Raw genomic sequence first — 20,041 nt, forward strand, 5'->3', positions numbered from 1 at the left:
GCTTCAACCGCCCTTGGCGACCTGGACGGCGGTGCCATCGACCAGCAACATCTGGCCGTCGATGACCACGGTTTCGCCAGCCGCCAGCCCCTTGTCGATCACCGCATGCTGACCGCTGACGGTACCGGGGGTGACATAGCGTTGCTGCACTTTGTTGTTCGCGCCGACGACGAAGACAAAGCTGCCGTTGGACGAACTTTGCAGCGCCTCCACCGGCACGCTGACTACATTGGTCAGGCGCGTGGTCGGTAGATTCACCTCGACGAACTGGCCTGGCGTGAGGGTCAGGTCGTGGTTCTCGAAGCGGCCTTTCAGCACGATCGTGCCCGTGGTGGTGTCTACGGCGTTGTCGATGAAATCCATCTTGCCTTGCAAGGCCGGGCTCTTGTCGCCGGGAATGCGCGCTGCTACCGGGACATCGCCGCGCGCCATGCCGGCACGTACGGAAGCCAGCGCATCCTCGGGCACATTGAAGGCTACGCGCACCGGCTCGATCTGGTTGAGCACCACGATATTGGTACTGTTGGCCGTCAACTGCGCGCCTGGCCAGACCAGAGGCGAGCCGGCGACAGCGTCGAAGGGCGCCACGATACGCGTGTAGTCGAGTTGGGTCTGCGCCAGTTCGGCGGCAGCCTGGTCGCTTTGCAAGGTGGCCTTGGCCACTTCGAGGTTAGCCTTGAAGGTATCGAAGTCCGAGCGCGAAACGAAGTTTTTCGCCAGCAGTTCGGTATAGCGGTTCAAATCGGCCTGCGCTTTGACCAACTGAGCCTGGTCACGTGCCACCATGCCGCGCGCCTGATCGAGCTGCGCCTTCAGCAGGCTGGGGTCGATTTGCACCAGCAGGTCGCCCTTGCGCACGTGCGCGCCCGGAGCGAACGCCAGCGATTGCAGCTGCCCGGACACGCGCGGCTGCAATGTGACGTTGGACCAGGCCTCCACCCGCCCCACCACCTTGATCGACAGATCCAGATCGCCCTGGACCGCGCGGGCGACCTTCACCGGCACCGCCTGCTGCGCGCCCGCCGCACTGCCATGGCCGCCGCCTTTGGCCGCGCCCTTGTCGCTATGGATAAAACGGTAACCCAGCGCGCAAGCGACGACGATCGCCAGGATCAGTGCAAATTTTTTCCAGGGCATTGAAAAACTCGGTTGCTACCGACCCGATCGGGCCGTTTCAGGTCGCAAAGAATGCAGCGAATAAATGACAACGCATGACTTCACTCTACGTGTACACGTAAGTCGCGGAAAAATCTCATTATCGCGGCGAAAAACGGTCCGGAAACGGGACTAATGGCACTGGTTCTTCGTAGTTGTATACGACAGCTGGGTGCAAGATTGGGCAAACGTAGGACCAGGAGCCTTGTGCAAGGTTCAGCCTGCCTGCCTCGCCGGACGTGGAGCAAGTGAAGCGAAGTGAGGAGTCAGAGAAGCCAGCACAGTTACGCCGGCTCTTACTCGCTCCTTACTTCCTTCACGCTCACTTCTTGAGCCAGCAAGGGAGCGGGAAAACTCAGTCTTCCTGCGCGTTCACGGCCTGCTGGTCCAGCGCCTGCAGGTTGTCCTTGATACGGTTGAGCACCGCCAGGCACTGCTCGAGCTCGGTCCGCTCGATGCCTTGGGTGGCGTCTCGGCGCAGGCCTCGTGCGATATCCTCCATATCGGCGATCACGCCGCGTGCCTGCTCCGTGGTATGGAGCCGCCATGCGCGCCGATCCTTGGGATCGGGCCGTCGCTCGACGAAGCCGGCACTTTGCAGACGATCGATCACCCGTCCCACCGCAATGGGCTCCATTTCCAGATATTCGGCAAGCTCGGTCTGACGCAGCCCTTCGCGGTGATACAGCATCTTGGTCGCTCGCCATTGCGCCCGAGTCAGCCCGAATTTCACGGCACGGCGATCAAAGTGCTTGCGAAATAGCAAAGTCACGTCGTTAAGCAAATAGCCGAAGGAAATATCTTCCGTTTTCTCCATGCGTGATATCCACATTGATCTAGAGGGTCGCAGCCCAAGCATAGGCTGCCGACCGGGAGGATGCCTACCTGTGTTCATGGACATCGTTATTGCCGACATTACTCAACTCGAGCGCGATGCCATCGTCAACGCGGCCAATCCCAGCCTGCTTGGCGGAGGCGGCGTTGACGGCGCGATCCATCGCGCCGCAGGCCCCGAGCTGCTCGAAGCCTGCCGGCGCATTCCCGAAGTCGCCCCGCGCGTGCGCTGCCCGACGGGCGAAGCACGCATCACGCCCGGCTTCGCCCTGTCTGCGCGCTATGTCATCCATACGGTCGGCCCGGTGTGGCAAGGCGGCGACCAGGGCGAGGCCGAAGCGCTGGCACATTGCTACAAGCGCAGCATCGCGTTAGCCCATGAGTATGGGCTGGCGTCGGTAGCTTTCCCGGCGATCAGTTGCGGCGTCTACGGCTATCCCGCCGAGCAGGCTGCGCGGGTCGCGCTGACCGCTGTGCACGAAGCGGGCGTAGCCGGACCGCCGCTCGATATCACCCTGTGCTGTCTCGACACCCGCATGGCCACCATCTGGCGTTCCGCGCAGGCGGAGACCCATCAATCCTGAGTCGGTTGCTTGCGGCCGCCATGAACATCGAAAGGATAGAGCTCGGGCAGGTCGTCGCCTTCTGGAAGCGACGCGTGCGATCGGCTCCATGTGAAGCCTTTGGCGAACCGCTCGGCCAACAGGGCACCATTATCCCCGTCCTGCGCCGCGGCGTAGCGACGCCGTTCCAGCGCGACGACAGCCTCGCGCTGATCCGGATGAGCGAGCGCCGCCGCCAGCTCGCCGAGATGGCGCAGTTGCGGTCGCTCGGTCCGCGCCCAGGCCAGCAACGCATGCGCCTGAGCAGCGGCATCTCCACCACGGGCTGCGAGCAGAAAGGCAGCACGCAAGCGGTGGGTACTCTGGACACGTGAAACCATGGGCGCAGCAACGGGGCGGAAAGCCTGCCGACGGCGATACCACCACACGGCGATGCTAGCCACCCAGAGGCCGAGGCTTGCCAACGCAACCCAGCGCCAAGGCGTAACCTGAGTCGAAGCAGTAGTCACTGTCGCGGGCGCGGAAGGCGCCGCCGTCGTAGCAGCGGGTGCGATCGCCGATTGCCCGGGTGCGGGGAGCACATGGAACTGGCGCTCCGGAAGACGCGCCACCTCGGGCTGGCCCGTGGCGACATTCCACCAGTGCACAGTGATTTCCGGGATGGTCAGGGTGCCTGGCCGAGTGGGCACGATAGCGAAGCCCTGTTGCCGCCTCGCGACCAGCGCATTGCCGTCTGCGCGCGTACCGTTGAGCGGCTTGTCCGGATATACGTTGGCCCCATCGATCGGCGGCAGGCTGAGCGCCGGCAGCGATTCATAGGATGTCCCCGTGGCCTGCAGCAGCATGGTCAAGGTCACCGCCTGGCCTACATGCAGGTCGCCGCCGGGCAAATCGTCCTCGGTCAGTTTGAGGTCGCGCACCGGCAGCCAGGTCTGCTTGTCGACTCCGGCGGGAATATCCAGCGCGTCGAAAGATACCGCAGGCGTGGCTGCATTCACCGGCTTGGCATTCGGAAAGAACGTGCCTGGATCGTTCAGATCTACCACTTCCCCCTGAAAGGCCACCGGCGGAATCGTCAGATGGCCCGCATGCAGCGGCAGCACGGCATAGTGGCGCTCGACCACGTGATAACGCCGACCGCCCTGCTCGACTTCGTAATTGAGATCGTTACCCAGCCGCTGGATGCTCATACCATCGGCTTTGGGATCGTCCAGCGAACCGGCGCTGAGCGTATTGGCGTAGTAAAGCTTGAGCACATACTGCAGCTGCTGGCCGACATAGCCTCTGGCAGGTTCGATCGAGGCTTCCAGGTAAGCGTCCCTGCCTTTGACAGCGGCCTGCACTGGATCGGGCGGATCCACATCCAGCCGAACCGGCGACGTCTGCTGGCCGGCAATGCTGAGCGGAGGGATCGTCAGCGCACCCACATGCTTCGGTTGCAGCACGATGCCGATGGTCAACTCGACCGCTGGATTACCGTTGACGATCGCCACGCTGGTGTCGCTCGAGGATGCGAGCACATCGAAGTCGCGCGACAACGGCTTGAGATCGATCGGCTGGGGCACGGTCACCCAGCGCACGCGCACGTTGAGCGTAACGACTTCGCCCAACTGCACACGGTCGCGATCGAGACTGGCCTGCGCCTCCACGGCCCACGCCGGCATCGAGGCAAACAGCATAAACAGCGCAAACAGGAACAAGCGCCATGGTTTCATCACGGCCGGTCGTCTCCGGTGGATGCGCCGTGGCGCTCACGGTATTCGAGTTCGAACTTGCGTCGCAGCAAGGCGCCCGGATCGTCCGGCACGCGCTGCATCGCGCGGCGCAGGTTGTCCGGCAGCTTGGCTTGCGGATCGTCGGCGGCTACCGCGCCCAGCTCATGGCTTGGCGGCGTACCGGGCTTGCCCTGGCCGCCTTGCAGGCTCTTGTCCATCTGCGCCTTGAGAGCCTCACGTGCCTGTTGCTGGCGTACTTGCTCGGCTGCTTTTTCTTCGGCGGTTTCAGGCTTGGCCTCGCCTTCGGCGGCATGGTCCATGGCCGGCCGGTCCTCCGGCTGCTTACCGGAGGTGCCGCCGTGCTCGGCGGCCTGACCCTGATCGGGTCGTGCCTGGCCTTGCTGCTGGCCCTGGCCGGCGTCCGAGGAAGCCGACTTGTCTTGCTGCTGCGAACCGGGCTGGCCTTGTTGCTTGCCGTTGTCATTAGGCTTGGTCTTGGCCGGATGATCCTTGTTCTGCTGCGCAGCTTGCTGCTGTTCCTGCTTACGCAGCCATGCGTCCACCGCATCGCGGTTGGCCTTGGCATCGGCCGATGTCGGATCGAGCTTGAGCGCGCGATCGTAGGCATCGAGCGCTTCGCGGTACTTGCCCTCGCGCGCCAATGCATTGCCTACGTTGTATTGCGCATCCGCGCCCGGAGCGCTTTTCCAGGCCGTTGCGGCATCGCTGTACTTCCCTGCGCGATAGGCCGCCGTGCCGCGCCAGGCCGGATCGTTCGCCAATTGCATCGCCTGCGCCGCCTGACCTTTACTCAATGCTTGCGCCGCTTGCTGATCGGCGCGTCGCCACAGGTCATCCCAGGTGCTGGCGTGAGCCTTGCCCGGCAGCCATGGCAGGCACAGCAGCGGCACGACCATCACCCAGCCACGCCGGAACAATGCCGCGGCAATCGGTAACAGGAGCCACAGCAACCAGGGGCCACGATCCTGCCAATCGTCGCCGCTTATACCTTGCGCCAGCAGCGGTGTACCGCTCTTGAGCTCGGTACTCAAAGCACGAATATCGGCGTCGCCTTCGGTCATTGCCTCGTATCGGCCGCCGCCAGCCGCTGCCAACGCACCGAGTTGCGCGTCATCGCGCTTCGCCAGATCCATATCGCCCTGCGGGTCGCGCACGAAACCCCCATCCGCCTGTGCCATCGCACCGCCCTGGAGGGTGCCGACGCCCAACACGGACACCATCACTCCCGCAGCACGGGCACGACCGGCCGCTGCGAGCGCGGCACTGTCGGCCTGGTCGGTGATCAGTACCAGCGAACCCCCACCCGTTTTCGCCTTGGCGATCATGTCCATGCCACGCTCGATAGCCTGCGACGCGTCATTGCCATCGACCGGCATGATGTCGGGCGCCAGCGCGGCCAAAAGGTCGCGCAGGCTACGCGCATCGGTGGTCAGCGGGGCGACCGTGAAAGCCTCGCCCGCATAGGCAATCAAGCCGTTCAAGCCGCGGCTGTTGGCATCGAAGAGGTCCTGTGCCTTGTAGCGTGCGCGCTCCAGCCGGCTTGGCGCGATGTCGCGCACCGTCATGTGTTGCGAGAGCGAAATGGCCACCACTTGCGCGGCACGATCGGCAAACAACGGTTCGTTCACCCGGCTCCACGTCGGACCGGCTAGCGCCAGCATGCTTACCGCCCAGGCGGTAGCGGCCAATCCCACCGGCCATGCACGATGACCGGCCTGCCCTCGCAACAGGTGCGACAGCAATTCGGGATCGACCAGACGCGACAAGGCCTGGCGGCCAGGATCGCGCCGCGCGAAGGGCACCGTCAGCGGCAACGCCAGCAGGCCGAGCAGCCAAAGCGGCTGAAGGAAATGGAACTGGTGCAAAGCCTCGATCATGCCGGCTGCATCCGCGAGCGCGGCACGCACGCAAGCGCGGCCAACAGCAGGGCAGCCAGCAAGGGCCATCGAAACCACTCATGGCGTGGCCGCAACGTGGGGCCCTGTTGCGGCATCGGCTCCAGCGCATCGATGGTGCGATATGCATCGGCCAGTTCGCGTGTATCGGTCGCGCGGAAATAACGTCCGCCGGAATCCTCGGCAATCGAGCGCAGCATACCCTCATCGAGATCGGCTGATGGATTGACCACGCGCGAACCGAAGAAGTCCGGCACCGTCATGCGTGTGGCCCCGATACCGATGGTGTAGATCCGTACGCCGACGGCCTTGGCGGCCTCGGCCGCATCGGCTGGCGAGATAGCGCCTGCATTGTTGACGCCATCGGTAAGCAACACCAGCACGCGCGCTTGCTGCGGTAATGCAGCCAATCGCTTGGTCGCCACGGCGATCGCATCGCCGATCGCCGTTTCGGTACCGGCGAGGCCGACGCGCGCACCATCGAGTTGTGCGCGTACGGCGTCAAGATCGTAGGTCAGCGGCGTAACCAGGAAAGCATTACTGCCGAACATCACCAAGCCCAGCTCGTCGCCGCTGCGCCGCGCGATGAAATCGCCAGCGATCGCGACCACCGCACCGAAACGACTCACCGGACGTTGCGCCAGGCGCATATCGTCAGTGCGCATACTCAAGGACAGATCCACCGCCAGCATCATCGCTCGCCCGCTGTGCTGCTGCGCCTGCGGTGGACCGACCCATTGCGGGCGCATCGCTGCAACGACCAGGCACAACCAGGCCAGCACGAACAACCACGCGCGACCGCGGTGCGGCGCGTGCATCCGTGGCGCCGACCACTGCAGGCCCGGATACGGCAGGCGCATGGCCTGACCGATCGCAGCCGGTTGCAGACTACGACGCAACAACCACGGCAAGGGCAGCAGCAGCGCCATCCACGGCCATGCAAACTCAGGCATGAGCCACCTCCGCCGCGCGTGCGATCGGTCGCTGACGCAAGGCGCGCGTGAGCCACCGGCGCATGGCCGCGCTCACCGCCACCTGGTCGAGGTCGGCGGCTGGCCGATACATCGCGGTATCCAGATCCATCAGGCGATCGAGCGTCGCCGCATCGACTTCCACACGTGCCAATGCAGCACGCCATGCATCGCCACTGGCCTGCATGGCCTGAGCGTCATACAGGCGCACGATTCGCCGCAGCAGGCGATGCATGCCAGCGGCAAAGGCGCCCGGCTCACCTGCGTGACGCGCGGCGATCGCATCGATTTCAGCCAGCAGACGCCGGTGACGCAAGCGGCGATGGTATTGGCGTCGCCACCACCGCGCGGCGAGCACCGCTAGCGCGACGGCCAGGATGGCCAACAGCCACCAGCCCGGCGCAGGCGGCCACCAAGACGGCGCGGGTGGCACATGGATATCGCGCAGTGTGGGGCCGGCTGGCGCCTGTTGCATCCTCATCCGCGCGCTCCACGTCCCGGGCCCAGCAACGCGGCGACGGCATCCAGCGGGTCGACTACCGTATCGATCGCGCGGCAGCGCAGCCCGAGCGCACGGGCCAAGCCGGCCAGACGCTCCTGCCCTTGTACCAGCTTGGCCTTGAAATCCCGACGCTGGCGCTCGCTTTCAAGCACCGCCTCGATGCGCCGGCCCTCGTATTCCAGCGGATAGCGTCCCGACGGTGCGAGCGCCGATTCCAAGGCGTCAGCCACGATCAGTACCGTAACTTCCGCATGCCGCGAGATATCGAGGAGGCGAGCGCGCAACGCCGCGTCGCCGTGCCAGCCATCGCTGACGATCAGTACCCGGCTGGCACCATGCACCAGGCGTCGAGCGCGCCGCAGCGCATCGCTCAGCGCTTCGGTTCGATCCGAGACAGCGGCCCTCGCATCCCAGTCGGCCAGAGCGCCGCACAGTGCCAGCGCGCCGCGCGGACCGCCCTGGGGGCGCAACAGACGATCTTCGCCGCCGAAGCCCATCGCACCGACCCGGTCGCCACCGCGTGTCCCGTACCAGGCGGCCAAGGCGGCCGCACGTGCCGCCTGCACCGACTTGAAGCGCACGCGTGTACCGAAGTGCATGCTGGGATTGTGATCGACCACGATCAGCAGGCGGCCTTCGCGCTCCTCCTGAAACAGCTTGGTGTGCAATTTGCCGCTGCGTGCCGTCAGTCGCCAATCGAGGCGCCGCACGTCATCGCCAGGTTGATAAATGCGTGATTCGGCGTAATCCATGCCCCGTCCGTGCAACCGGCTGGATTGCTGCCCCGAGCGTGCCGCGCGGCTCTCCTGGACAGGTACGGCCAACTTCGCCACGCGCGCGCGCAGCGCGATCAGTTCGGCCAGCGACACGCTGCTGCGTCCGTCCCCGTCGGTGCGTTGCGGCAATACGGCGTTCACGGCAACGGCACGAGATCCAGCAAGCGCGCGACGACCTGATCGCTACGCACGCCCTCGGCTTCGGCTTCGTAGCTCAACAACACGCGGTGGCGCAGCACTTCGTGAGCGATGGCGTGCACGTCTTCGGGCAAAACGTAGTCACGCCCAGCCAACCAGGCGCGTGCACGCGAACAACGGTCCAGCGCGATGGTGGCGCGCGGGCTGCCGCCCCAGGCAATCCAGCGCTTCAGTTCGGGACCGTAGCTGCCCGGATTGCGCGAGGCCAGCACCAGCTGGGCAAGGTATTCCTCCAGCGGCGGCGCCATGTGCACAGCCAATACCGCATCGCGTGCGGCGAAGACATCCGATGGGCTGAGCCCAGGCCGGCGATCAGGCTGCGGATGCAGACTGCGTCTGGCCTGCTCGCGCGCCAGGCGCAAGATCGACAACTCCGAAGCCGCATCGGGATAGCCGATGGTTACATGCATCACGAAACGATCGAGCTGCGCCTCGGGTAACGCGAAGGTACCTTCCTGCTCGATCGGGTTCTGCGTGGCCATCACCATGAAGAGCTCCGGCAGGCGCCAGGTACTGCGCCCGACCGTGATCTGGCGCTCGGCCATGGCTTCCAGCAGAGCCGACTGCACTTTCGCTGGCGCACGATTGATTTCGTCAGCAAGCACGATGTTATGGAACAGCGGACCGCGCTCGAATTCGAAGCTGCCCGTCTGAGGGCGAAATACATCGGTACCGGTCAAGTCCGCGGGCAGCAGGTCCGGCGTGAACTGCACACGATGAAAATCCGCGTCGATACAGCCGGCCAATGCCTTGACCGCGGTGGTCTTGGCCAGGCCAGGCGCGCCTTCGACCAGCAAGTGGCCATCGGCCAACAAGGCAATCAGCAGGCACTCGATCAGATGGGGCTGCCCGATGATGCCGCGCTGCAATTCGTCCCGCAATTGGGCGAAAGCGCGTTGCAAGTGCGAGGCGGGGCGAACTTCAGGCATGTCCATCCATACATTCCGATACGTGTTGTACGGCCATTCTGACCGCACCCTTACCCGGAAGTTTAGCGCCCCGTGCCATCGGTCATGTTCAGAGAATGATGTGGCGGTTTGGTGTTTTGAGCGATTTGAGGGCAAGAGCCCCCCTCACCCCGACCCTCTCCCCGGCAAAGCCAGGGGAGAGGGAGCACGCCGCGCAAGTGCGAAGTACTGAAGCTCGCCTCAGTCAAGCTCCCTCCCCTGGCTTCGCCAGGGAGAAGGTTGGGGTGAGGGAGCTCTTCCTACGAAGACGCACCCACAAAAAACAAAGGCGACCCGTTGGTCGCCTTTGCATGCGCTGCTATCGCGTGCGCTTACTGCAAGCTATCGCTGAGAATGCGCGGCGTCACGAAGATCAACAGCTCGGCCTTATCGTTCTGGCGCGTCGTGCTGCGGAACAGGATGCCGATACCCGGGATATCGCCCAGGCCAGGCACCTTGGTGACGGTGTTCTGCTTGGTGATTTCATAAATACCGCCCAGCACCACAGTCTGACCATTATCGACCAGCACCGAGGTATTGATCTCGCGCGTGTCGATCTGCGGTACCTGGCCGCTGCCCGGCACTTGGATGAACTGGTTCAACGCATCCTTCTTCACATTGATCGCGAGATACACGCGGTTGTCGGCAGTGATCGTCGGCGTCACCTTCAACTCGAGCACCGCATCCTTGAACTGCACCGTGGCGGTACCGCTGCCTGCGGCGCCGGTAGCGCTGTTCTGATAGGTCACATAGCCGATCTCGGTACCCTGGCGGATCACGGCTTCCTGCTGGTTGGCGGTAATCACACGCGGGCTGGATACCACCTCGCCACGACCTTCCAGCTGCGCCGCGGAGAGTTCCAGGTCCAGCGAATAGTTCTTGCCGAGCAGCGCGAAGCCGAAGGCACCGGCCTTGTCGGTTGTCGGCAGGTTGACCTGCAGCGGACTGATGATCGTCTGGGTATTGCCACCGACAGTCGGCGGAGTAATCGAACCGCCCACGCCGATCTGCTGGCCGCTCGGATTGGTGCGAATGCCCGAAGCGCCGAACTTCGCACCCAGCTCGCGGGTGAAATTGTCGGTCGCCACGACGATGCGCGATTCGATCAATACCTGCTGCACCGGACGATCCAGCACGGCGATCACATCGCGCAGTTCGCGGATCTTCTGCGGCGTATCGTTGATCAGCAGCGTATTGGTGCGCTCGTCGAACGAGACGCTACCGCGTGCGGACAGGAAACCACGGTTGCTGTTGCTGGCATTGGCACCGGAGCTGCCCGTGCTTTGCAGGCTGCTCTGGGTCAACAGCTTGGCGATGTCCTGCGCCTTGCCGTAACTGATCGGCACATAGTCCGTGACCAGCTCGGCATTGTCTTCGGCCTTCATGCGTGCATCGGCCACGTCCTGCTCGTACTTGGCCAGCTCGGCCTGCGGTGCGATCCAGATGACGTTGCCATTGCGGCGCTTGTCCAGACTCTTGGCACGGAGTACCACGTCCAGAGCTTGATCCCAGGGCACGTTGACCAGACGCAAGGTTACGCTGCCACCCACCGTGTCGGAGGCAACCAGGTTCAGTTGCGAAATATCGGCCAGCAGTTGCAGCACCGAACGGGTCGGGATGTCCTGGAAGTTGAAGGTGACGCGGCTACCGGTATAGGTCGGCTCCTGGCCGCGCGCTGTCTTGGCGTCGGCCTTGGGATCCTTCTTCTTCGGCGCGACTTCGACCACGTACTGGTCGTTCGTCTGGTAGGAAGACGTATCGACGTCGCCCTTGATCGCGATCTCCACGCGTGCACCGCCGGCGGAACCGCCCTTGCTGGTGATCGTCTGCACGGGCGTCGCGAAGTCGAGCACATCCAGGCGCTGGGCCAGGTTGCTGGGCAGGTTGACACGGTTCAGGTTGACGACCACCTTGTCGCCTTCCTTCTTCATGTCCGCACTGGCGCCGGCGCCGTTGAAATTGATCAGCACCCGGCCTTCGCCATTGGGACCCCGGCGGAAATCGATATTGGACACCGAGGCACCCGCCGAGGCGGACGGCAGCGCCTTGGATGGGTCGATGGTGGTCGCCGTGGTAGTGGTCTGCGACTCGGTACCGTTATTGACCGTCAGCACCAGGCTGTTGCCATCGACGCGCGTACGGTAAGACGACTCGCGCTGCAATTCGACGATGACACGGGTGCGGCCACCGGCGGCAATGGCCGAAACGCCATTCGTCGTGCCTTTGCCGATATCCGTGTGGCGTGGCGCGGCATTGTCGGTATCGGCGAAATCGATCGCGATGCGCGGCGGATTGCCGGTGGTGAAGATCTTCGGCTCGGGCACCGGCCCTTGCGAGAAGTTCAGGTGCAGCTCGACGCGACCGCCTGGCAGCGTGTCGTAGCTGATGTCCTTGAGCGTCGTGCTGGCTGCTGCGGCAGCCTGAGCCCAGGCCGCGCCGAGAATCAACAGTCCGACGCTTAAATAGCGACTGGCTTGGCGCATGACACGATCCCGCACAGGTTGGATGTGATAAGTCATTGGATCAGCCCCTGTATCTCTTATTTCTCGCCAAGCGCGATGCTGGCGGGACGTTCCATCCAGCCACCATTTCCGTTGGAGACCAGTTCCACCAGATCGATGTGGTCTTCGGCGATCGCCGTCACCCGACCGTAGTTCTGGCCCATGTGTTCGTTGCGGCGCACACGATGGATGACGCCGCCCGGATCCTTGACCAGCACTTCCATCGAAGCGCCGCCACCGACCGTGCCAACCATCTTCAGGCTATCCAGCGCGAACATTTCCAGCGGTTCCTTGGCGCGATTTTCGTCCGGACGCGGACCGCTGTTGGCGGGCTGCAATTCGGCCGTGCTCGGGCTGAAGGGATCGCGTTGATCCTGATCGTTATAGGTAAAGGTCTCGAATGTCTTGATGACCGGCAGCGGCGGAATCGGCGCACCCTTCTTGGCCTTTTCCTGGGCTACCCATTCACGCAGGTCCGAATCGCCACTGCATGCGCTGAGCGTCATGATTACGCCAAGCAACAAGGCGGCGCGCATGAGCGAGGTCGGCTTGATGGCAGCGAACATCTTCATTTCTGCCCCCCGGCGGCCTTAGGTGCTTTGCCGTTAGCCGGCGCGTTCTTCGCCTTCGCGTCCGCGGTTTCGTCGTCCTCGAGATAGCGATAGGTCTTGACCGTACCCTGCAACACGAGCTGACCGTTGTTGGACAGCGTCGCTCCCGCGCCGGGCTTGCCGCCATTGGGCGCGCCCTTGGGCGTGAGCGAGACATCGTGCAAGGTCAGGATCACCACGCGCGGCAACGAGGCTACGCCGCTGATGAAGGTACCGAACTGATGGTAAGTACCGACCATGCGCAGGGTGATCGGCTTTTCTGCGTAGAAATCCTTCGGCGTCTCGGCTCCGGGCTGGAACAGCTCGGTCTCCAGGCCCGCCGAAAGCGCCGTCTGCGAGATATCCACCAGCAGTTCCGGCATTTCGGTCTTGCTCGGCAGCTGGCGCAGCAATTGACGCAGCATGTCCTGCATTTCGTCGAGCTGCTGCTGCAAGGCTTCCAGGTTCACCGCCTTGGCCTGCTTCTGCGAGAACTCCTGCCGCAGTTGCTGCTCCTTGCCGGTCAGCTGGGTCATCTGGTCCTGCTGGTCGCTGATCAACAGGTACCAGCCCAGGAACATGATCAGCGCGAAAACCAGCACGGTGAAGAACACTTTGACCGATTGCGGCCAGCCACCGATGTTGTTGCGATCGAGATTGCGCAGTTCGTCAAGGAATTTCATGCCTTGCCTCCTGCGGGTTTGGCCGCCGGCGCCGCAGCCGAAGCGGGCTTGGCCGGTGCAGCGGCGGGCGTTGCGGCAGGCGTGGCAGCCGGCTGCTTCGCCGCGCCCGGCTTACCGGATGCGGCAGGAAGAATCGGCATCTTGTCCGGATCCTGGTCATCCGACTTCGGACGGCTCAGCGCCACGTCCAGGCCGAACGTGTAAGGCATACGGGTATCGCCGTGCGTGTTTTCGGTCTTGCGCAGATCGGCATGACCCATCCACGGCGAAGCTTCGATGTTGCGCATGTACTCGGCGACACTGGCATTGGATTGGGCCACGCCATCGAGGGTCATCGAATCGCCGCTCTGCTTGAGGCCGGCCAGGCGCGCGCTGGAGGGAATGGTCTTAACCAGTTCGTCGAACAGGTGCACCATCTGTGCGCGGTTGGCCTGCAGTTGCTCGATGATCTGCTTGCGTGCCAGCAAGCGCTCGCGGACCTTTTCCAGGTCCTTGATCTTGGCGATGCGCTCGTCCAGCTGTTTGATTTCGCCTTGCAGGTAACTGTTGCGCGCGGTCTGGTTGTCGATGCGCATGTTCATGATCATCGCCCAACCGCCGACGCACACCAGGGCCGCGACGAAGGCCGCGCCCAACTGCACGAAGAACTCGCGTTCCCGCTGCTTGCGGCGCTCGGCGCGCCAGGGAAGTAGGTTGATATGTGCCATCAGTCGAAGCTCCTCAGCGCCAGACCGACGGCAATCATCAGGGCGGGCGCGTCCTGAGCCAGCGACTGCGCCTGCACGCGTGGCGACAACGACATGCGAGCGAGCGGATTGGCGACGATGCACGACACGCCCAGTTGCTCCTCGAGCATCGGACACAGGCCGTCGATCGACGCGCAACCGCCGGCCAGCACGACTTGGTCGACCTTGCTGTACTCGCTACCGGCAAAGAAGAATTGCAGCAGGCGGCTGATCTGCTGGATCAGCGACTCCTTGAACGGCTCCAGCGCCTCTGTTTCGTACGAGTCGGGCAAGCCGCCTTTACGTTTGGCGCGGCCGGCCTCCTCGTAGGAGAGGCCATAACGGCGCATGATCTCGTCGGTCAGTTGCTTGCCGCCGAAGACCTGCTCGCGCGAATAGATGGTGCGCTGGTTGCGCAGCACCGAAAGGGTGGTCATGGTGGCACCGATGTCGACCACTGCCACCAGTGCGTCGCGGCCCACATTGAGCTGATCGGCCAGCATCGCGAAAGCGTTCTCCATCGCGAAGGCCTCGACATCGATGACCTTGGCCGACAAGCCGCCAAGATCCAGCGCGGCCACGCGCATGTCGACGTTTTCGGTGCGGGACGCCGCCAGCAGCACGTTGTTCATTTCCGGGTTGTCGCGCACCGGTCCCAGCACCTCGAAGTCGAGACTGACTTCGTCGATCGGGTAAGGGATGTATTGGTTGGCCTCGACCTGGATCTGGCCTTCGAGATCGTCGTCGCTCAACTCGCTGGACATCGGAATGATGCGCGTGATCACCGCCGATCCGGCCACGGCAGCCGATGCGTGCTTGAGCTTGGAACCGGATCGGGCCAGCGCGCGGCGGATGGCCTCGCCCACCGCCTCGACCTCGACGATGTTCTTTTCGACCACGGCATTCGGGGGCAGCGGCTCAACCGCGTAATGTTCTACGCGATAGCGGCTACCGGCCTGGCTGAGCTGCAGCAGCTTGACAGCGGTCGAGCTTATGTCGACGCCGATCAGCGGCGGCTTCTTGGGTGTAAAGAGCCCCACGATTTTCCCCCTTGCCCCTGAACGCCCCGTCTTCAATAGGGCGGGTACGCATTGGCATTAAATCCAAAAATTAATGTATTGGCAATGGCCTACGTCAACTTTCTCGACTCGATGGCGTGACGGCATGCACACTTGGGCGAGATGGCCTCTGGCTTGGTTTTGCTCTACGGCCCGTTGCTCATGGTGCAAATACTCCTACATCTATACTCTGTCGTGTTTTGACTCAGGTCTCGCTAACTCCAAACCATGCGAATTCTTAAGCGATTGCTGCGCTGGGCACTGATCCTGGCTTTTACTGGATTGCTGCTGGCGGTTGCCGCAATCGGCGTGGCCTATTGGCTGATAGCCCCCCGCCTGCCCTCGGTGGCGGTCCTCAAGGACTACCACATGCAGGTGCCGCTAAAAGTAGTCACTGCCGATGGCAAACTCATTGCGACCTTTGGCGAAACCCGGCGTATTCCGGTCGCGATCGGCGAGGTACCGGACCGGCTCAAACATGCCGTCCTGGCCGCAGAGGACGCCGAGTTCTACAAGCACCCCGGGGTAGATTGGCACGGGATTGCCCGCGCCGGCTGGCACGTCATCGTCTCCGGCGGCGACAAGGGCCCGGGCGGGTCCACCATTACCCAACAGGTGGCGCGAAACTTCTTCCTGAGCCCGGAAAAGCTGTACTCGCGCAAGCTGACCGAGATCTTCATCGCCCTGCGCATGGAGAACGAGCTGACCAAGGACCAGATCCTGGAGCTCTACCTGAACAAGATGTTCCTGGGCCATCGCTCCTACGGTGTGGCTGCGGCGGCGGCCTACTACTACGGCAAGAGCCTCGACCAGTTGACCGTGGCCCAGTGCGCCATGATCGCCTCGACCTTCCAGCTACCCTCGGTGGTCAATCCCATCAACAGCCCCAAGCGCGGCCTGTCACGGCGCAACTGGGTGCTCGGCCAGATGCTGGAAAACCGCTACATCAGCAAGGCCGAGTACGACCAGGCCATCGCCGAGCCGAACGACGCCTACCCGCACGAGCAACCCATTGAGGTCGACGCCCCCTATCTGGCCGAAATGGTCCGCCTGCAGGCGCTCGAACGCCTTGGCAACGACGCGCTCACCGAGGGCTATGTAGTCAAGACCACGGTTACCAGCTCGCGCCAGCAAGAAGCCGTCAACGCAGTTCGTGCCGGCCTGGTCGAGTACGACCAGCGCCATGGCTGGCGCGGTCCGGAGGCTCATCAGGAGTTGGGCCCGGATGCCAGTCGTGAGGACTACGACCGGATCCTGTCCGGCTACACCGACATCTCCGGCATGCAGCCGGGCATCGTCACCGAGGTCACCCCGACCGAAGCCTCGGTGTACCTGGCCAGTCGCGAACCCGTTCGTCTGGATATGGATGCGGTGCGTTGGGCACGCCCCTATATCAGCGAAAGCCGCGTCGGCGTAGCACCGAAAGATGTAGCCGCTGTGCTCAAACGCGGCGATATCGTGCGGGTCATGCGCGACGACAAGGGCCAGTGGCAGCTGACCCAGATTCCCAAGGCCCAGGCGGCCCTGGCCTCGATCAACCCCGAGGACGGTGCGGTGCAGGCCCTCGTCGGCGGCTTCAACTTCCTGCGCAGCAAGTTCAATCGCGCGGTGATGGCGGCTCGCCAGCCAGGGTCCAGCTTCAAGCCCTATATCTACTCGGCCTCCTTCGAGCGCGGCTTTACCCCGGCCTCGATCGTCAATGACGCGCCGATCTCCCTGCCCGACCCGTCGCGGCCGGGCGGTTTCTGGACGCCGTCCAACGACGACGACAAGTTCGACGGCCCGATTCGCCTGCGCGAAGCGCTGGTCAAGTCGAAGAACCTGGTTTCGGTACGCCTGCTCGATGCGATCGGAGTGCGCTATGCGCGCGACTACGTCACCCGCTTCGGCTTCGCCCTCGACGCCCTGCCCGCCAACCTTTCCATGGCGCTCGGTACAGCCTCGGTCTCGCCGATGAGCATGGCGCGAGGCTATGGGGTATTCGCCAACGGCGGCTATCTGGTCACCCCCTACTTCATCAGCCAGATCGACGATCGCGACGGCAAGCCGGTCTATGTCGCCAACCCGGCCCGGGCTTGCCGCACCTGCCAGGAGCGCCTGCTCGATACCCGCCCGATCGGCCCGCCGTCGGCCGACACACCGACCACTAACGGCGTACCGGTGGCGGCCGCATCGAGTTCGGATACGCCCATTTCCGCGGCCAGCATCGGTGGCGGCCTACCGGCCGATGCCCATGAGGGCACCCATCCGCCTGTCCTTGCTCCGGAAGTGATCGACGTACGCAACGACTTCCTGGTGACCTCGCTGATGAAGGACGTGGTCATTCGCGGCACCGGTGCAGCGGTCAAGGTGCTCGGCCGCGACGACCTGGCCGGCAAGACGGGCTCGACCAACGACCATCGCGATGCCTGGTTCGTCGGCTTCAACGGCGATCTCGTCACGGCGGTATGGGTCGGTTTTGACGACTTCTCTTCGCTGGGCCGAGGAGAATTCGGTGCCAAGGCCGCCCTGCCGATCTGGATCAACTACATGGGCTCGGCCCTGAAGGACCAGCCGTCCACCACCTTGCCGATGCCGCCGGGTATCAGTACGGTACAAATCAACCGGTCCAGCGGCTTGCCGTCGGATCCGGGCGACCCCAATAGCATGACGGAAATATTCAAGGTCGAAGATGTGGATCGCCTGCGCCAGCAGGCCCAGCAACAGAAGGAGGATCCGGACCAGCAACACGCGTACGATATTTTCTGACGCTCGAAAGGTCTGGACCGCCCCGCCCACCGTCCGCCACCCGGCGGACGGCGCCGCAAGGCAGCCCCGACCGCAAAGGCCATCGCATCGAATGGCCGATCCCCCCAGGCAACCTGATTGAGGAGGGAAAAAACATGGCGCGAGGCGAACACCATCGCATCCATGCTCAGGACCGTGTACAGCGCAATCGATTGCGCGTCGCCCAGGAAGCGGCTCGCCTGATGAGCGAACACGGTATCCGCGACTTTCACCACGCCAAGCTCAAAGCCGCCGAACGACTCGGCGTACACGATGCCCAGGCGCTCCCACGCAACAACGAAATCGAACACGCCCTGCGCGAACATCAGCGCATTTTCCATGCCGACAGCCAGCCGCAGCTCCTGCGCGAACGCCGCGAAGCCGCGGTAGAAGCCATGCGCTTCTTGGCCGCTTTCGAACCCCGGCTGGTCGGGGCCGTCCTGGAAGGCACCGCCGACGCACATTCGGCCGTCTGCCTGCACGTATTTGCCGATAATCCCGAGGAGGTAACGCTATTCCTGCGCGAGCGCGGCGTGCCCGTCGACACCCAAACCCGTCGCTTGCGCACCAGCCGCGACGAACAAACCGAATACCCGGTACTACTGTTCGCTGCCGATGGCCTGCCCTTCGACCTGACCGTCCTGCCGCGTGATGCCCTGCGTCAGGCGCCACTGGACCGCGTGGATGAAAAACCGATGCGTCGCGCATCGCTGGCCATGGCGGAAGAACTGCTGATCGCCGATGACGAAGAGGACGATTTCGAAAGGAAACTGGCGGCGGCCTTGAGGTAGAACTTACCCATAGCGAGTCGACCGAAACTCATGTCGCCTACATTCCATCTGTCCATAAAAAAAGAGCCGGGGACAACCCGGCTCTCTTCTTTTTCGTCGATAGCAGACCGCGCGTATCAGCCCGGGCGGCGAGCATCCGCTGATACATAGTCACGCACCGCAGCACCGGTATAGATCTGACGCGGGCGACCGATGCGCGAACCGGGCGTTTCGTGCTGCTCGATCCAGTGGGCGATCCAGCCGGCGGTACGCGCGATGGCGAACATCACGGTGAACATCTCGGTCGGGATACCCAGCGCTTTGTAGATGATGCCCGAGTAGAAATCCACGTTCGGGTACAGCTTGCGCTCGACAAAGTAATCGTCCTTGAGCGCGGCCTCTTCCAGCTTCATGGCCACGTCGAGCAGCGGATCGTTGACACCCAGCTCGTTGAGGACCTTGTGGCACATCTCGCGGATGATCTTCGCGCGCGGGTCGAAGTTCTTGTACACGCGATGGCCGAAGCCCATCAGGCGGAAGTTATCGTTCTTGTCCTTCGCGCGCTTGACGGCGGTCTCGACCTTGTCCGGCGAGCCGATCTCTTCGAGCATCTTCAGGACGGCTTCGTTGGCGCCGCCATGCGCGGGGCCCCAAAGCGCGGTGATGCCGGCAGCGATCGACGCGTACGGATTGGCACCGGTCGAACCGACCAGACGTACCGTCGAGGTCGAGGCGTTCTGCTCGTGGTCTGCGTGCAGGATGAACAAGAGATCCAATGCCTTGGCGGCTACCGGACTCATGGTCAGCGGCTCGCTAGGCACCTCGAACATCATGTGCAGGAAGCGATCGACGTATTCGAGGTTGTTGCGCGGATAGCGGAACGGCCAGCCGATCGAATAGCGATAGCACGCCGCGGCGATGGTCGGCATCTTGGCGATCAGGCGTACTGCGGCCAGCTTGCGGTCGGCCGGGTTATCGACGTCCAGATCGTCATGATAGAACGCCGACAGCGAAGCGACCGAAGCGGCCAGCATGGCCATCGGATGCGCATCGTGGTGGAAGCCCTTGAAGAAGTCCTTCAGCGACTCGTGCATCATCGTGTGATGCGTGATGTCGTTCTCGAATGCGGAGAACTCGCTCTTGCTCGGCAGCTCGCCGTTGAGCAACAGGTAGGCCACCTCGAGGAAGCTCGACTTCTCGGCCAACTGTTCGATCGGGTAACCGCGATACAGCAGAATGCCTTCGTCGCCATCGATATAGGTGATCGCGCTCTTGGTGCTGGCGGTGCTGCCGTAACCCGGGTCGTAGGTGAAGTGGCCCGTGTCCTTGTACAGCGTTCCGATGTCGATGCATGCGGGACCGAGCGTACCG

The 20,041-nt window shown here is 63.5% G+C and carries 17 protein-coding genes; 3 read left to right on the plus strand and 14 right to left on the minus strand.

Features of this window, described 5'->3' with window-relative positions:
* Window positions 1–3: 3 nt before the first annotated feature.
* Entirely contained in the window at window positions 4–1,137 is a 1,134-nt protein-coding gene (locus tag VIM98_RS06350; RefSeq protein WP_331992258.1) for an efflux RND transporter periplasmic adaptor subunit, read from the minus strand.
* Window positions 1,138–1,510: 373 nt separating this feature from the next.
* On the minus strand, window positions 1,511–1,972 hold the full coding sequence (locus VIM98_RS06355; protein ID WP_331992259.1) for a MarR family transcriptional regulator: 462 nt from the start codon (window positions 1,970–1,972) through the stop codon (window positions 1,511–1,513).
* A gap of 76 nt (window positions 1,973–2,048) precedes the next feature.
* On the opposite strand from VIM98_RS06355, the gene VIM98_RS06360 reads away from it, so the two are divergent.
* Entirely contained in the window at window positions 2,049–2,573 is a 525-nt protein-coding gene (locus VIM98_RS06360) for an O-acetyl-ADP-ribose deacetylase (RefSeq protein WP_414650196.1), read from the plus strand.
* On the opposite strand, the gene VIM98_RS06365 is transcribed toward VIM98_RS06360, so the two are convergent.
* From VIM98_RS06365 to VIM98_RS06415, 11 genes are all read right to left on the minus strand, one after another.
* A complete protein-coding gene (locus VIM98_RS06365; protein WP_331992274.1) occupies window positions 2,564–4,267 on the minus strand; it encodes a BatD family protein in 1,704 nt (567 codons plus the stop codon). The two genes, VIM98_RS06360 and VIM98_RS06365, sit on opposite strands and share 10 nt — an antisense overlap.
* Window positions 4,267–6,165, minus strand: coding sequence for a tetratricopeptide repeat protein (locus VIM98_RS06370; RefSeq protein WP_331992261.1), 1,899 nt, complete (start codon window positions 6,163–6,165; stop codon window positions 4,267–4,269). The genes VIM98_RS06365 and VIM98_RS06370 overlap by 1 nt, the downstream gene beginning before the upstream one ends.
* Entirely contained in the window at window positions 6,162–7,136 is a 975-nt protein-coding gene (locus tag VIM98_RS06375) for a VWA domain-containing protein (RefSeq protein ID WP_331992262.1), read from the minus strand. The genes VIM98_RS06370 and VIM98_RS06375 overlap by 4 nt, the downstream gene beginning before the upstream one ends.
* Window positions 7,129–7,635 (minus strand): DUF4381 family protein, encoded by a 507-nt coding sequence (locus tag VIM98_RS06380; RefSeq protein ID WP_331992263.1) that lies wholly within the window; start codon window positions 7,633–7,635, stop codon window positions 7,129–7,131. The genes VIM98_RS06375 and VIM98_RS06380 overlap by 8 nt, the downstream gene beginning before the upstream one ends.
* Entirely contained in the window at window positions 7,632–8,573 is a 942-nt protein-coding gene (locus tag VIM98_RS06385; protein ID WP_331992264.1) for a DUF58 domain-containing protein, read from the minus strand. Before VIM98_RS06385 ends, VIM98_RS06380 begins: the two co-directional genes overlap by 4 nt.
* The gene (locus tag VIM98_RS06390) at window positions 8,570–9,565 is read right to left on the minus strand and encodes a MoxR family ATPase (protein WP_331992265.1); all 996 of its coding nucleotides are present in this window, start codon (window positions 9,563–9,565) and stop codon (window positions 8,570–8,572) included. Before VIM98_RS06390 ends, VIM98_RS06385 begins: the two co-directional genes overlap by 4 nt.
* A gap of 344 nt (window positions 9,566–9,909) precedes the next feature.
* Window positions 9,910–12,060 (minus strand): type IV pilus secretin PilQ, encoded by a 2,151-nt coding sequence (gene pilQ, locus VIM98_RS06395; protein WP_331992266.1) that lies wholly within the window; start codon window positions 12,058–12,060, stop codon window positions 9,910–9,912.
* 56 nt (window positions 12,061–12,116) lie between these two features.
* A complete protein-coding gene (locus VIM98_RS06400; RefSeq protein ID WP_331992267.1) occupies window positions 12,117–12,650 on the minus strand; it encodes a pilus assembly protein PilP in 534 nt (177 codons plus the stop codon).
* Window positions 12,647–13,351 carry a type 4a pilus biogenesis protein PilO gene (locus VIM98_RS06405; RefSeq protein ID WP_331992268.1) on the minus strand — a complete coding sequence of 235 codons (705 nt, stop codon included), beginning with the start codon at window positions 13,349–13,351 and terminating at the stop codon, window positions 12,647–12,649. Before VIM98_RS06405 ends, VIM98_RS06400 begins: the two co-directional genes overlap by 4 nt.
* Window positions 13,348–14,058, minus strand: coding sequence for a PilN domain-containing protein (locus tag VIM98_RS06410; RefSeq protein WP_331992269.1), 711 nt, complete (start codon window positions 14,056–14,058; stop codon window positions 13,348–13,350). The genes VIM98_RS06405 and VIM98_RS06410 overlap by 4 nt, the downstream gene beginning before the upstream one ends.
* Window positions 14,058–15,116, minus strand: coding sequence for a pilus assembly protein PilM (locus tag VIM98_RS06415; RefSeq protein WP_331992270.1), 1,059 nt, complete (start codon window positions 15,114–15,116; stop codon window positions 14,058–14,060). Before VIM98_RS06415 ends, VIM98_RS06410 begins: the two co-directional genes overlap by 1 nt.
* A gap of 246 nt (window positions 15,117–15,362) precedes the next feature.
* Here VIM98_RS06415 and VIM98_RS06420 point away from each other — a divergent pair, with 246 nt between their 5' ends.
* Complete coding sequence (locus VIM98_RS06420; RefSeq protein WP_331992271.1) at window positions 15,363–17,882, plus strand: penicillin-binding protein 1A; 2,520 nt, start codon at window positions 15,363–15,365, stop codon at window positions 17,880–17,882.
* A 134-nt stretch (window positions 17,883–18,016) separates the two neighbouring features.
* Window positions 18,017–18,691: a hypothetical protein gene (locus tag VIM98_RS06425; protein WP_331992272.1), complete on the plus strand. Its 675-nt coding sequence runs from the start codon at window positions 18,017–18,019 to the stop codon at window positions 18,689–18,691.
* 116 nt (window positions 18,692–18,807) lie between these two features.
* Here the strand turns inward: VIM98_RS06425 and VIM98_RS06430 are convergent.
* On the minus strand, window positions 18,808–20,041 hold a 1,234-nt coding region (locus tag VIM98_RS06430), incomplete at its 5' end, for a citrate synthase (RefSeq protein ID WP_331992273.1).

This window comes from Dyella sp. (assembly GCF_036568765.1).
Taxonomy (GTDB): domain Bacteria; phylum Pseudomonadota; class Gammaproteobacteria; order Xanthomonadales; family Rhodanobacteraceae; genus GSA-30.

Coding starts and splice junctions, on each gene's coding strand:
- VIM98_RS06350 (WP_331992258.1), bottom strand. CDS start 1,137: ATGCCCTGGAAAAAATTTGCACTGATCCTGGCGATCGTCGTCGCTTGC.
- VIM98_RS06355 (WP_331992259.1), bottom strand. CDS start 1,972: ATGGAGAAAACGGAAGATATTTCCTTCGGCTATTTGCTTAACGACGTG.
- VIM98_RS06360 (WP_414650196.1), top strand. CDS start 2,049: ATGGACATCGTTATTGCCGACATTACTCAACTCGAGCGCGATGCCATC.
- VIM98_RS06365 (WP_331992274.1), bottom strand. CDS start 4,267: ATGAAACCATGGCGCTTGTTCCTGTTTGCGCTGTTTATGCTGTTTGCC.
- VIM98_RS06370 (WP_331992261.1), bottom strand. CDS start 6,165: ATGATCGAGGCTTTGCACCAGTTCCATTTCCTTCAGCCGCTTTGGCTG.
- VIM98_RS06375 (WP_331992262.1), bottom strand. CDS start 7,136: ATGCCTGAGTTTGCATGGCCGTGGATGGCGCTGCTGCTGCCCTTGCCG.
- VIM98_RS06380 (WP_331992263.1), bottom strand. CDS start 7,635: ATGAGGATGCAACAGGCGCCAGCCGGCCCCACACTGCGCGATATCCAT.
- VIM98_RS06390 (WP_331992265.1), bottom strand. CDS start 9,565: ATGGACATGCCTGAAGTTCGCCCCGCCTCGCACTTGCAACGCGCTTTC.
- pilQ (WP_331992266.1), bottom strand. CDS start 12,060: ATGCGCCAAGCCAGTCGCTATTTAAGCGTCGGACTGTTGATTCTCGGC.
- VIM98_RS06400 (WP_331992267.1), bottom strand. CDS start 12,650: ATGAAGATGTTCGCTGCCATCAAGCCGACCTCGCTCATGCGCGCCGCC.
- VIM98_RS06405 (WP_331992268.1), bottom strand. CDS start 13,351: ATGAAATTCCTTGACGAACTGCGCAATCTCGATCGCAACAACATCGGT.
- VIM98_RS06410 (WP_331992269.1), bottom strand. CDS start 14,058: ATGGCACATATCAACCTACTTCCCTGGCGCGCCGAGCGCCGCAAGCAG.
- VIM98_RS06420 (WP_331992271.1), top strand. CDS start 15,363: ATGCGAATTCTTAAGCGATTGCTGCGCTGGGCACTGATCCTGGCTTTT.
- VIM98_RS06425 (WP_331992272.1), top strand. CDS start 18,017: ATGGCGCGAGGCGAACACCATCGCATCCATGCTCAGGACCGTGTACAG.